Annotated in this window: 11 protein-coding genes; 7 read left to right on the top strand and 4 right to left on the bottom strand. The window is 45.7% G+C overall.

What is annotated here, in order from left to right:
* Positions 1–65 precede the first annotated feature (65 nt).
* Both PN836_RS18705 and chrA read left to right on the top strand, forming a co-directional pair.
* Positions 66–536: a hypothetical protein gene (locus PN836_RS18705; RefSeq protein ID WP_395341272.1), complete on the top strand. Its 471-nt coding sequence runs from the start codon at positions 66–68 to the stop codon at positions 534–536.
* Positions 537–1,715 carry a chromate efflux transporter gene (gene chrA / locus PN836_RS18710; RefSeq protein ID WP_395341274.1) on the top strand — a complete coding sequence of 393 codons (1,179 nt, stop codon included), beginning with the start codon at positions 537–539 and terminating at the stop codon, positions 1,713–1,715.
* A gap of 32 nt (positions 1,716–1,747) precedes the next feature.
* Here chrA and PN836_RS18715 read toward each other — a convergent pair whose 3' ends face one another.
* The 4 genes from PN836_RS18715 to PN836_RS18730 form a co-directional block, all read right to left on the bottom strand.
* Complete coding sequence (locus tag PN836_RS18715) at positions 1,748–2,815, bottom strand: AEC family transporter (RefSeq protein WP_395341277.1); 1,068 nt, start codon at positions 2,813–2,815, stop codon at positions 1,748–1,750.
* A 13-nt stretch (positions 2,816–2,828) separates the two neighbouring features.
* The gene (locus PN836_RS18720) at positions 2,829–3,266 is read right to left on the bottom strand and encodes an SRPBCC family protein (RefSeq protein ID WP_395341279.1); all 438 of its coding nucleotides are present in this window, start codon (positions 3,264–3,266) and stop codon (positions 2,829–2,831) included.
* A gap of 40 nt (positions 3,267–3,306) precedes the next feature.
* A complete protein-coding gene (locus PN836_RS18725; protein WP_395341282.1) occupies positions 3,307–4,875 on the bottom strand; it encodes an AMP-binding protein in 1,569 nt (522 codons plus the stop codon).
* A gap of 101 nt (positions 4,876–4,976) precedes the next feature.
* A complete protein-coding gene (locus PN836_RS18730; protein ID WP_395341285.1) occupies positions 4,977–5,432 on the bottom strand; it encodes a hypothetical protein in 456 nt (151 codons plus the stop codon).
* 113 nt (positions 5,433–5,545) lie between these two features.
* Between PN836_RS18730 and PN836_RS18735 the strand changes: the two genes are divergently transcribed.
* The 5 genes from PN836_RS18735 (at position 5,546) to PN836_RS18755 (ending at position 13,931) form a co-directional block, all read left to right on the top strand.
* Positions 5,546–6,757, top strand: a complete 1,212-nt coding sequence (locus tag PN836_RS18735; protein WP_395341286.1) for a PQQ-dependent sugar dehydrogenase — start codon at positions 5,546–5,548, stop codon at positions 6,755–6,757.
* Positions 6,758–7,019: 262 nt separating this feature from the next.
* Positions 7,020–9,632: a bifunctional aconitate hydratase 2/2-methylisocitrate dehydratase gene (gene acnB / locus PN836_RS18740; protein ID WP_395341288.1), complete on the top strand. Its 2,613-nt coding sequence runs from the start codon at positions 7,020–7,022 to the stop codon at positions 9,630–9,632.
* A gap of 167 nt (positions 9,633–9,799) precedes the next feature.
* Positions 9,800–10,327 (top strand): DUF192 domain-containing protein, encoded by a 528-nt coding sequence (locus tag PN836_RS18745; protein ID WP_395341291.1) that lies wholly within the window; start codon positions 9,800–9,802, stop codon positions 10,325–10,327.
* Between the two features lie 39 nt (positions 10,328–10,366).
* A complete protein-coding gene (gene lysC, locus PN836_RS18750) occupies positions 10,367–11,716 on the top strand; it encodes a lysine-sensitive aspartokinase 3 (RefSeq protein ID WP_395341293.1) in 1,350 nt (449 codons plus the stop codon).
* 478 nt (positions 11,717–12,194) lie between these two features.
* Positions 12,195–13,931 carry a hypothetical protein gene (locus tag PN836_RS18755; RefSeq protein ID WP_395341295.1) on the top strand — a complete coding sequence of 579 codons (1,737 nt, stop codon included), beginning with the start codon at positions 12,195–12,197 and terminating at the stop codon, positions 13,929–13,931.
* Positions 13,932–13,965: the final 34 nt, after the last annotated feature.

Consider the following 13,965-nt stretch of genomic DNA (forward strand, 5'->3'; position numbering starts at 1 on the left):
TATATAAACTTCAGTGGTAATGCACGCGTCAGCGCGTGCGTGATTCAAAACGAGGCAATGCATCAATGAGTGAAGAGCAGAAAGTAGATGAGCAAAGTAATACAAACGAGCCACACAACTCACAAGATAATAAGCTTTTTGTGTACCTTTGTATTGCAATTGTGGGCGTTGCCTTGATCCTCATATTGTTTAATTTTCGAAGCGCAGGCGGATATCAACACATGGCTGAAGACGTCCGCACAATGTTGTTTGCAGATAATGTTGACGACGCTAGCGTAGTGCGCACACGCGCGCTTTTAATTACCTATCGTGAAGTGCAAGGCTTGCTTGAACTCAGAGTAAATGTGACAGGTATTGAAGGCGAGTTTGAGTCGTATCGAGCGGAAGCATTGGCGTTTGTCTGTTCCCATCCATATTTAGCATCGCAAATGGAGAATGGAAAAACGGTAGAGCTAAATTTAGTGGCAAGCGAGCGTAAATTAGATAAGTATTTGTCGTTAATGGTTGAGGCTGAACAATGTGACGCCTTTAGTTAAATGTCTCTACTAAACATTTTTTGGATATTTCTGCGTTTAGGCTGTACGTCTTTTGGCGGGCCTATTGCGCATTTAATGTATTTTCGAAAGCGTTTTGTTGAGCAGTATCACTGGCTTTCTGAGCAAGAGTACGCGCGCTTATTAACGTTATGTCAGACGCTGCCGGGGCCAGCGAGTAGTCAGGTCGGATTTGCGATTGGTATGCATAAAGGCGGCTTGATAGGCGGGATACTGGCGTTTGTGGGCTTTACTGCGCCTACCGTAATATTGTTGGTAGCTTTTGCTAACTACTTGTATCTGTTTTCAGGTGAGTACGGACAAGCAGTGATAGGCGGTTTAATGATCTTGTCATTTGTGGTCGTGTCTCAGGGGCTTGTGGGGATGTGTAAGAGTCTGTCTAGCACATTTTTACTGGCCGGCATTTCGATGCTGAGTTTTGTGTTACTTGTGGTATTGCCAAGTGTCTGGATGCAGTTATCAGTGATTATTGGTGGTGCAGTCATACACTTTGCCATCGTTCAAGCTCGTGCCGCTAACACAGCGACGAAAGAGACCACGCACTCTACAGTGCGCGATGAGCAAGTTATGGGACGTCCTTTTATGGCATGGTTTGCGTTAGCAGGTTTCATTGCCCTTTTTGTCTTACTGCCTTTTATATCAATCCAAGCAGATAGCTTTTATCGTTCTGGCGCCCTTGTGTTTGGTGGTGGACATGTGGTGCTGCCTTTACTTGAGCAAAACCTTGCGGACGCTGCGATGATTTCACAAGCGGATTTTCTTGCGGGTTATGGCGCAACGCAAGCGATGCCTGGTCCAATGTTTGGTTTTGCGGCTTATCTAGGCTTTATTTCTGAGCAAAATGGCGCTTATCTGGGCGCGATAATTGCGACTGTGTGCATATTTTTACCGGGTTTTTTGCTCCTAATAGCAGCCTTACCATATTGGAATATCCTTTGTACAAAACCAAGGTTTAATGCCTTAATTGCTGGAGCAAATGCAGCAGTAGTCGGTTTACTCGCGGCAGCACTTTATGACCCTATTATTACTCATGCTTTAAAAACGCTCCCAGATGTGCTCATTGCGCTTGTGGCACTAACAGCGGCCTGGCGTTTTAAAGTGCATGTGTTACTGGTGGCTGGCGGTTGTGTGTTGCTAAAACTGTTGGTGTTGTTTATCTAATGAATGCAGCTATACACGTTTAGCATCGAACATTAGGCGATGCTCGTGTATTTCAGCATTAGAAAGTAAGCAAGCACGGTAACGGGAACCGACGCAATCGTTGTTAAAGCAATAATTTGAGCCGCCAACTGATGATTCCCTCCTATTTTGCGAACCATGACATAACTAGCGGCAGCCGTTGGGCTAAGCGCCATGAAAAATATCACGCCAAGCGATAGACCTGAGATATCAAACACCAATGCCAATGCGATGGTGACAAGCGGGTATAATATACATTTTCCCATAACTGCAGCGCTTAGCACTTGGTGATTGCTGCCTACATTGCTGAACCGAAGTGACGCACCCGTGCACAAAAGGGCAAGGGGAAGGGTAAGCTGTGCAAAGTAGCCCAAGCTATTGAGCGCAAACTCAGGTACAGGTATGCGAAGGTAAGCAAACATTACCCCTGCGATAATGCTTAGAATAATTGGATTGGTGATAATGCCTTTGCCAATGCGGGATTTGCTAACGCGCACTTTATTCTTTAAAAGTAGCGGGTCTTGTTTATTACTCCCTGTTAGGGCAATTTGTTCTGCGCTAAAAATGTTGAGAACCGCGACCGACATTACATTATAAACAATGGTAAGACAGCCCAAGTAAATAGATGCATAAGCTAAGCCTTCACTGCCATATGCGTTCGCACAGTAAGCCAGGCCGATGATCCCCATATTGGCACGAAATGCACCTTGAATGAGTACGCCCTTGTCTTGGCGATGCTTCACCATGAAGCTCGCCCATAGTAAATATAATATAAAGATGATTAAGGTAGCACTAACACCAATTGCAATGGTCTTTGGCTCCGTGAGCGCACTAATGTCGCTAGCGCTGATGTTGACGAACAGCAATGCGGGTAAAGCAAAGTTGAAAATCAGTTTAGAGGCCTTTTCAACAAAAGCGTCGTCCAGCACTTTGAAGCGATAAAACAGGTAGCCGATGACAATGAGCAACAGCACAGGGCCAATTACAGAAAGGGTAAACGAAATAAAGCTATGAATATCGGAGATGGCGAATACTAAAGACCGTGGTTTGGTGCCTTTATTATTGCATAAATAAGGGCACAAGCGAGGGTATAAATTACCGTGTGTCGATGGTTTTTAAAATACTGCCAAAGGCCCTTGCACCGAATTTTTCAATTTGCTTATCGAAGTATAAGGGCCCTAATATTGGAATGGCAATTATTCCTTTAGACCTCCACGTAACAAGCGTCCCTTGCTCATTTTCTTCCAGGCGAATTTCACCCAATTCGTGCTTGTAGGGAAGCGGCTTGCTATATTCAATTTTATAAGCGAGCAGATTGGGTGGCTCATACGCAACAATGCGTTCATGCAAAACGGATTTGCCTGCGCGTATCTCTCGCAGTGCGCCAAGTCCGTTTGGTGTTTCGCTACCCCGCTCCAAAAGCGCAGCGGCGTCTACGCCCTTGAACTGGTCGTAGGCGGCATGATTACTAAGCTGCGCAAAAACGTCGTTAATGTTTTTGTTTATTTGACGTTGGACATAAATATTAAACATTTAGGATGCTGTTCCCTTTAGTTGCGCAAAATGAATACACTTATGCACGCAGCTCACGACGTAGAATTTTACCCACAGTGGACTTAGGTAATTCGTCAATCACGTGGATTTCTTTTGGCAATTTATAGTTGGTAAGGTGCGCTTTGCAATGCGCAAGAATCTCGTCGTCTGTTACTGCCTCGCTGACTGTAATATAAGCACAAACGCGCTCTTGCGTATTTTCGTCACTTTTGCCGACAACGGCGGCTTCCAAAATATTCGGATGTTGGGTGAGCACATCTTCCACTTCATTCGGATATACGTTAAACCCTGACACAATAATCATGTCTTTGAGCCTGTCGACAATTTTAATGCAGTTATCAGGTGTACGAAGCCCGACATCGCCGGTTTTAAAATAGCCATCTTCGGTCATTACTTTGGCTGTCTCGTCATCGCGCTGCCAATAACCTTTCATAACTTGCGGGCCTTTAACGGCAATTTGCCCTTCTTGTCCGTCTGCAACTGGCTTATCGTTAGCGTCGAGCAATTGGATATCTGTCTCGACAAGCGCCGGGCCAACGGTACCAAGTTGCTCTTTACCTGGCTCGTTAAACGCGACGACGGGGGCGGTTTCAGATAAGCCATAGCCTTCGGTGATAGGGCAGCCGGTTGTATTTTGCCACAAATCAGCTGCAGATTTGGTTAAGGCAGTGCCGCCAGACATGGTGAGTCTAAGTTCGCTGAAATCGAGTTTACGAAATGCTTCCTGGGCACATAATCCCATAAATAGAGTGTTGATCCCCGCAAAGGCAGTAAACTTATGCGGAGTCATCGCTTCTATAAAGGCGCCCATATCGCGTGGATTGGGGATAAGCAATACCATTGCACCTTTTGCAAAAAAGGTCATCATGCATACCGTAAACGCATAAATATGGTAAAGGGGAAGCGGACACACAACGAGCTCTTCACCCGATTTAAAGGCGCCACCCAACCGGTCTAAGGTTTGAATACTATTGACCAGTACGTTTTGATGGGAAAGCTCTGCGCCTTTTGATACACCTGTTGTGCCACCTGTGTATTGTAGTATGCAGGTGTCATCTAACGATGTATCAGGTCTGGCTTGTAAGCTGAGACCCTTTGACTTATCAAAGACTTCGGCATAACACGGGTATTCTCCTTCAACTACTTCGTGCGTTAGCAACTGAGCAGCACTTGTGACGATCACCGTTTCAATGCCGGTTTCGGCTTTTATGGCTTCATATTTAGGTAGCAAGTCGCTTAGGATCACCAAAGCTTTTGCGCCAGAGTCGTTAAATTGATGCTTCATTTCTGTTGTCGTATATAAAGGATTGGTGTTTACAACGACCAATCCTGCGCGAAGAGCGCCATAAACTGCGATGGGATGCTGAATTAAATTAGGCAACTGAATGGCGATCCTATCGCCGGGTTTAAGCTCGGTGTGGGTTTGCAAATAGCTCGCAAATTGGGATGAAAGCGCATCCATTTCGGCAAACGTTTTTTCTTGTCCAAGCGCTGAGTAAGAGGGGCGGTTGGCGTATTGTACGAAGGTTTCTTCGATGTAGTCAGCCAAACTATTGATATGCTGGGGGATAAGCGATGAGCGAGCCATTGATGTCCTCTTTATTATTGTCGTTGTTGCCACAAAATATGTCTTTTTAACAGTATTTTTACAATAGTGGATCAATGCGAATCTTTTGTATGAGCATGGCCTTATTCAGAATGATAAGCGCGTCGAAAAAATGCAAAACATGCACCGGAGATGGCGCCTGCCATGCATTGCATCATTAGCCCCGAAACGCCTCGGGCACCTGCAAGCAAAGTCACGTTTAAAATAGGCTGCATTGCTATCAACATCACAAAGAATGCGACAATGCCGGCGCTGGTATATAAATACAAACTGCCCTTTTCGCTCAAATTGCCATACTTGAGGATGAGGCCGGCGATGCTAAACGCAATAAGCAGCGCCGCAAGAACAATCAAGCCATAGCTTGGAGCAAGACCCAACATGTCTTGCCAAGTGCTTTCTAATCGTTCGCTAAAAGGAATAATAATATCGATTGCGCTTAGCTTGGCGAGCACCGCTTGAGTGTGCAGCAAACTTGCAAAGAAAAACCCAATGATAGATGCTAGTAAAAGATGCAGAGTACGCATTAACCACTTTTTCAATTTGATGCCCTTTTGCGAGAACCTTAAGTCCAAGCTAAGTTACTTCAATGATACTTGTCAAATAAACTCTGTTTGCACAAGCTGGCTAACACCATGTTCAGATGAGGCTTTTTATGTCCAGTGCCCCAACAGTATTGCTTGTCACTAGGCTTATCATTCTGATAGTCATGTTGGTGAGCATGAGTCGTCATGAATTTGCAAGGGCGCAATCAAATAAATATGAGCTTGAGCCGGTTATTGAGGGCTTAGCGAAATCTTGGGGCTTGGCCGTGTCTGCTGACAATACGCTCTTTGTCAGTCATCGAGAAGGCGATATTGGTCTTTATCGAATTAGTGACAAGGGGACTTTGACTTTAATTCAAATCCTTGCATTTAAACCAGACGACTTGCTTACAGGCGGGCAGGGAGGCTTGTTAGATATAGAATTGCATCCTGACTATGCGCGTTCTGGCTGGGTGTACTTGTCGTATTCTGCGGGAACGGATGCAGCAAATGCGTTGAAAATTGTGCGCTTTAAAGTCGAGTCGTCTGAGGCGTCGAATAAGCCTTTTCAGGTTTCTGAGTTACAAACTGTGTTCGAGGCCTTCGATAAAAAAGATACGCCTGTGCATTACGGTGCGCGCATGGTGTTTGACGCTCAAGGCGCGCTGTTGGTTACAACAGGTGATGGTTTTGATTATCGAGAGCAAGCGCAAATAAAAAGCAGTCATCTGGGTAAAGTGTTACGAATGAGCGATACAGGTGCGCCGCATCCGGGCAATCCTTTTTTCACCGGAACCAATGCTCCACAAGATTACATATTTACTCTTGGACATCGCAATCCACAGGGGCTTATTTCCACAACTGATGGGCTGTTAGTGGCACATGAGCATGGGCCTGCTGGTGGAGATGAAATCAATGTACTGCGTGTTGGTGAGAATTACGGCTGGCCTGTGATCACCCAAGGTAAAGACTATATTGGCGCGACCATTTCACCATTTACCGAGTATCAAGGCATGAGACAACCCGCGGTGAATTGGACGCCTTCCATTGCGCCATCAGGCATGGTGCTTTACGAGGGCAAGCAGTTTGAGGAGCTTCAAAACTGCCTACTTGTTACTTCACTTAAATATCAGCAGATATACGTCGTCAGATTAGGGGATGTGACTCAAGCAGATGCCAAAGGTGAAATTGCGGAAAAAAGCGTTGGCGCATCAACCTTACTTGCTACCCCGATGGCGCGATTGCGTGACATTGTCCTTGACCCTTCCGGACAGGTTTGGGTGCTGGGAGATGGCACAGGCGATGACAAGTCGACGCGAATTTTCAGGCTTAGTGCCGAATAACGCTAGTCGCACGCTTTTGTCATAAACCATCAATATTGATTGGACGTATTAACAATTCTTTTTCAATTATTAACGTGAATATTGGGTATAAGCTCCTTTTTACCGATTAACATTCATTTTCTTGGCTCTTGTGGGTATAATCACGCCCCTTAGTCGTACTCCTAAGCCGTCTTTCGCTGAGTTTTAAGCGGAGTTTTAAGCGGAGTTTTTAACTTAGTTGCTGACACAATTGCCAGTGCACTAATTATCAGAGGACCTTATCGTGTTAGAAGAATATCGTAAGCATGTCGCCGAGCGCGCCGCTCAAGGCATTCCCCCAAAGCCACTAAACCCAGAACAGGTAGCCGGCTTGGTTGAATTGTTAAAAGCACCCCCTGCCGGTGAAGAAGATTTCTTATTAGAACTAATTTCAGAACGCGTGCCTCCTGGCGTTGATGAAGCGGCTTATGTTAAGGCTGGATTTTTAAGTGCGATCGCAAAAGGCGAAGACAAGTGCGCTCTAATATCACCAGATGCAGCCGTTCAGCTGTTGGGAAACATGCACGGTGGATATAACATTGAGACCTTAGTTGCTTTATTAGACGACGCTGAACTTGCTGAGCTTGCCGCGGAAGAACTTAAGCACACATTGCTCATGTTCGATGCATTTCACGATGTAGAAGAAAAGCACCGTGCTGGCAACAAGTTTGCTACTGAAGTCATGCATTCTTGGGCTGAAGGTGAATGGTTTACTTCACGTGATGATTTAGCCGAAAAAATCACCGCGAGCGTATTTAAAGTGACCGGTGAGACAAACACCGATGACTTGTCGCCTGCGCCTGATGCGTGGTCTCGCCCCGATATTCCTTTGCATGCAAAAGCGATGTATAAAATGACGCGCGACGGCTTGGAGCCAGAGAAACATGGCGACGTTGGTCCAATGGGACAAATTGAAGCCATAAAAGAAAAAGGCCATCAAGTTGCTTTCGTTGGTGATGTTGTAGGAACCGGTTCTTCACGAAAATCGGCAACTAACTCAGTGCTTTGGTTCTTTGGTGAAGATTTACCGGGCGTACCAAACAAGCGTGGCGGTGGCATTTGTATCGGCTCAAAGGTAGCGCCTATCTTTTTTAACACCATGGAAGATGCAGGTGCATTAGTATTTGAGGCAGATGTGGATAAGATGGAAATGGGCGATGTAATTGAAATTTACCCATTTGAAGGTGTCATCAAAAATGCAGACAGCGGCGAAGTTATTGCTGAGTACAGCTACAAATCCAAGGTCTTGCTTGATGAAGTGCGTGCCGGTGGTCGAATTAACCTCATTATTGGTCGCGGTTTGACTGAAAGAGCACGTGAGTCTCTTGGTTTAGAGGCAAATGATCTCTTCCGCAAGCCCGAATTGCCTACCTCGAAAGCTAAAGGATTTACACTTGCTCAGAAAATGGTGGGTAAAGCATGTGGTGTTGATGGCATTTTGCCAGGTACTTACTGTGAGCCAAAAATGACGACCGTGGGTTCGCAAGACACCACAGGCCCAATGACGCGCGATGAGCTAAAAGATCTCGCCTGTTTAGGTTTCACAGCTGATTTAACCATGCAGTCATTTTGTCACACTGCCGCCTATCCTAAGCCGGTGGATATTGACACTCAGCATACTTTACCTGATTTTATTATGAACCGTGGTGGCGTGTCGCTTCGACCGGGCGATGGCATTATTCACTCTTGGCTAAACAGAATGTTGTTACCCGACACCGTGGGGACAGGGGGAGATTCGCATACGCGCTTCCCGATGGGTATTTCATTCCCTGCAGGCTCAGGGCTAGTGGCGTTTGCCGCTGCAACCGGCGTGATGCCGCTTGACATGCCAGAGTCGGTGCTGGTGAAATTTAAAGGTAAAATGCAGCCAGGTATTACTTTGCGTGACCTTGTACACGCCATTCCGCTTTATGCAATTAAGCAAGGCCTGTTGACCGTTGCCAAAAAAGGCAAAATCAATGCATTCTCTGGTCGCATTTTGGAGATTGAAGGTCTGGAAGATTTAACCGTTGAGCAAGCATTTGAGTTATCGGATGCTTCTGCCGAGCGCTCTGCCGCTGGCTGTACCATTAAACTTTCTGAAGATTCAGTAGCAGAATACTTGCGATCAAACATCACCATGCTGCGTTGGATGATCAACGAAGGTTACGGTGATCCGCGCACGCTTGAGCGCAGAGCGCAGAAGATGGAAGAGTGGTTGGCTAATCCATCGTTGATGGAAGCGGATGCTGAGGCGGAGTACGTCGAGACTATCGAGATTGACTTAAACGAGATTAAAGAGCCAATTTTGTGTTGTCCTAACGATCCTGATGATGCGAAAACCTTGTCAGACGTTGCCGGTGACAAAATTGATGAAGTGTTTATTGGCTCTTGCATGACTAACATTGGTCACTTCCGCGCTGCGGGTAAATTGCTAGAGCAATTTGATGGAACGCTACCTACTCGTTTATGGATGTCGCCACCCACTAAGATGGACAAAGCCCAGCTTATGGATGAAGGCTACTATAACATTTACGGTCGTGCAGGTGTACGCACAGAAATGCCGGGTTGTTCGCTTTGTATGGGTAACCAAGCACGCGTATTGGCAGGTACAACCGTGCTTTCGACCTCAACACGTAATTTCCCCAACCGCTTAGGTGATGGTGCAAACGTATACTTATGTTCGGCAGAAATGGCCGCGGTAGGCGCGATTGTCGGTAAAATCCCAAGTGTTGAAGAATATATGGAATATGCAGGTAAAATTGAGTCGATGAGCGGGGAAGTATTTCGCTACTTGAACTTTGATCGAATGGAATCATTTAAAAAAGCGGAAGAAGACGCGAAAGCGAATATCATTCCCGCTTTAAACGTTGCTTAGTGAGTGCGCCAAGCACAGAAAACATAGCTTATAGCTAGATAGCATGTAAAAACCCGCCGCATGGCGGGTTTTTTTGTTTACAATAAATCCTTGCGCACGAGCCTTCTTTTGGGTCTTGATGGCTCTCAAACTGCAAAAATGGTTATTAATGGATCGAAGGTATTTATATGTCCGATCATGATAAAAAGCACCGCGGCGTCAGTTATCGTCTCCTTTTCGCCATCGGCAAAATAAATTTGCTGATCATTGCGATGTATTTTTGTGCAAATGCATTTGCACTTGAAGAGAATAATAGTGAAGGGCAATCTCAATACGAAGAGGGCATCGATACTGTTACGCTTGCATTTGGAAACGATGTAAACATAGAAGTCGAATACGCGGACGAACCGCATGAGCGACAGCTTGGGTTAATGTATCGACGTCAGATGTGCGAAGACTGCGGCATGTTGTTCAAGTTTGATAGTGTCAGGGTGGCAAGCATTTGGATGAAAAACACCTACATTCCTCTTGATTTGGCCTACATCAATGCATTTGGCAAAATTATCGATATTAAGCAGCTTGTGCCTCACGATTTGACTTCTGTCCCAAGCTCTATGCCGGTTTTGTACGCACTAGAAATGAACGAAGGCTGGTTTGCCGCAAACGGGATTAAAGAGGGAGACAAAGTTTCTTTGCCAGCCTCCGTAAAGCCCTAATCTACGAATAATGAATGCTCGAAGGATAAACAATTAAGCATGCAATCTTCATTAAATATCGCTAAGTTTGGCGGCACAAGCGTCGCAAATTACGACACAATTAATAATTGTGCGCAGGTGGTCATTAACAATCCCAACACCAAAGTGGTGGTGGTGAGTGCGGCAGCTGGCGTAACCAATCATTTGGTACTGTTGGCAAACACCTCCTTAACCTCTCAACAAGCAAGCGAGATCATCGAAAAAATTCGCGTGATTGAGTTAGCCATTTTGAATGAGCTAAAAAATCCAAGTGAGGTTGAGGATAAACTCTTTGCCTTACTTGATGAGTTAGAGGAATACGCCTGTCATGAGGAAATTAATTTCAGAGATGATTTAAAAGATGCTTTGCTTTCCATGGGTGAACGTATTTCGTCACTATTGGTCGCCGCCATTATTCGCGAACACGGTTACCAAGCCATTAACTTTGACGTCAGAAAAGTGCTTAGAACAGATTCTCGTCATACCGAGGCAAGTCCAAACATTGAAGATATTGAGCGATTGTCTGCACAGTTACTCGCTCCAGAGCTTGAGACTGCCATTGTGGTCACTCAAGGCTTTGTTGGTGCTGACAAAGCAGGCAAAACGACAACATTAGGACGCGGTGGGTCAGATTTTACGGCAGCGCTGTTAGCGGAGGCGCTTGGTGCATCTACCTGTGAAATTTGGACGGATGTTATTGGCGTGTACACGACTGACCCGCGCATCACTGATAAAGCCCGTCCGCTAGCGGAGTTAAGCTTTGAGGAAGCCGCTGAAATGGCAACATTTGGCGCAAAAGTGTTACACCCTGCAACCATGGAGCCTGCGCTTCGTCAGAATATTAAAGTATTTGTGGGCAGCAGCAAGGAGCCTGAGAAGGGCGGAACGTGGATAGTGCGAGACTGTAAGCATGAGCCTGCATTTCGCGCCATTACACGCCGTAAAGACCAAGTTCTGGTTACGGTGAAAACTCCGAAAATGATGTATGCTCAAGGGTTTTTGGAACAAGTGTTCCATATCATTGCCAAGCATAAGCTCAGCGTAGATTTAATTACGACATCTGAAATATCGGTGTCGTTCACGCTTGATAATCCGCCCAATAGTATGTCGGAAAAAATCAATAAAGAGACCTTACTTGAGCTGAGCCAACTTTGTGAGGTGAATGTCGAGCGAGATTTTGATGCAGTAACGGTGGTAGGGAACAACATGCATTCAGAAGCAGGTGTCTCGGCCAAAATATTTGCTGCGGTGGCCAGATTCAATTTAAGAATGATTTGCTTTGGTGCGAATGTGCATAACCTATCTTTTGTGGTAGATAAAAACGACAGCACGGATGTAGTAAAAGGACTGCATGCAGCGCTTTTTGAATAGCCGATGCAGGTCTAAATGAGGATACTATTTGCTTTTCCTCTGCTTAGAATCAACGACATAAAAACACATTAAAGCGAGCGGCTACTGTTTCTGTTCTCTCTGACAGGGCCTATGTCGTAATACTCACTTGGCAATCAATCTCTGAGCTTATGGTCTTTGAAAAAATCATCACTAATTAGGGCTTTTAAAGCTTTGTGAATATATTGTTGCTTACATTGTGCCAGCATCTTAAACGTAGCAATCACACCCCTTTGGCTGTATGAGCATGACTAAGGCTCATTGCGGCTGCAGTAATAACTGATAAAGGGAGTGTGGAATAGTTTTACATTTGGATGAGATTTTACCAACCGATCGGTTTGATGTTTCTTTTGCTAGAGCGTTTGAAAAAAACAGTTGACTATTTTTTGCACATTATCGTAACCTAAGAAACATGGTCACAAATTGACCAGTCATTCATGAATTACAGGGAGAGTTTTCATTGTTTAGATTGCCTATAATACTATTAAGCCTTATCTTTCTAATTGCCGCCTCAGGAAAATCTGACGCTAGAGGCGCAAGCTCAATGGCGCTTGATTCCAACGACATAAGGTCGAACGGGAACGGTGACTGGGGCAGCGCAGCACTTCACGAGAGTGCAATTCGTAGTGCCACCGATCAAGGTGTTAATAACTTGGATTCGTGGACGAGTGAGCAGCAGCGTGAGCATATTGAAAATGGTGGTGCTGTAGACTACAACGCAAGAGCAGCAGCAGGCTTGAGTACTGAAGCCGACGCTTTCACCGGTGCAGGTTTGAGTCAGTCTGATTTTGGCTCATGCGGTACTTGCGGAGGCGACGATAACAGTTGGCCTAGTGGAAATGTTAACACAGGTTCTTTTGTAAGCCCTGAGACCTTTTCATTTAACATTAAAACGTCAACTCCACCTGAGTCATTCAATGACTTCGATGCCGCATTCGAAACGTCCAGAACCATTATTGAATCGCGCCACAATAGCGGCGCTATTGCTGATGCGGTTGAAGACGACTTGGTCCGCCAAACCGAAGAGGCTCTATCAAATGCGACAAGCGGGTTTGACATTTTTGGCTACGCTAATTCTCTTGTTGATGCAGCCCGAGACATCGCTCAAAATATAGCAGAAAGAACACTTGCCGCAGCTGGCCCGCATGTCAAAGCATGGCAAGCTGGAAGCAGCTTTTCGGCGGGTGCAACTGACACGCTGGAGAGCTTGCGGCGTTTTACTAGAGGCGCCGCACTCAGTTATGACAGTCAAAATCGACAGCGAATTGATGCTGGTTTAGACCCGATTACAGAAGTTATTCCAAGGGGGATAATAGACTGGGCTGTCCGAACCGGAAACTTACCACCAGAATTTAGGCAACTGTACGACTATACTTTGGATCGCTTTGAAGTCTTTGAAACAAACGATTTACAACATCATGAAACGGCACGAATGCTTGATGAGCTTTGGGGAAATGGTTTAATCGACATCGCACTCCCTGGAAATGCAAATGCTGGACCGTTTCAAGCTGACATAGAATCCTTTTACGAGGGTGTTGAGTTGACAGATCAGCAGAGGCGTGCACTTAATCATTCCATTGTCATAAAAGGCTCGCCCGCATTTATCCAAGGGCTTAGGAACAGAACCCAGCGTTGGGAGCGTCCTAATGGTGCATTTGTTTTTCCTAATTTTGAGGCCGTTGGCGACCCATTTGCGGCCGGTGGTTTAGCCTTTGTACCCGAAAGAGGGATACTTGACGAGACTGAACACCAAAACACTGTGCAAGAGGAGTTTCAGCACGCTTTTAATTTCACTATAGGAGAGTATGCTACTGCCGCGGTAGAGGCGCACGAGCGAGGTACACGAAGACTTGATGCGTTCAGCGGCGAACTCGAGCGCGCCCAAACACTAGCAGCCCTTCATGAGAGTATGGAAGCGAGAGAAAGGTTGATCGAGACCCCATTAGTAGGCGGCAACTTCGGTGTTGAATACCATACACAAATAATTGAGGGTGTAGCTAAAACCCAAATTTTGAGTAGGGAAGACCATATTGCGGACGTATTGAATACCACTACCCTATCCTATGAAGACGCGGTTACCCTCACTGACCAAATTAGAGAAGCAAGTGCCGAATACATCGAGGTGATTAATCTCGGTGCGCTTGAGTTCACCGAAGAGAGATTTCAAGAAATTTCAGATGCACATTCACAAAACTAAGTCTTAGCATAGAACGGCTTCACGCTTAGCTTTA

Source organism: Ningiella algicola (assembly GCF_028401415.2).
In the GTDB taxonomy this organism is placed as follows: Bacteria; Pseudomonadota; Gammaproteobacteria; order Enterobacterales; family Alteromonadaceae; genus Glaciecola.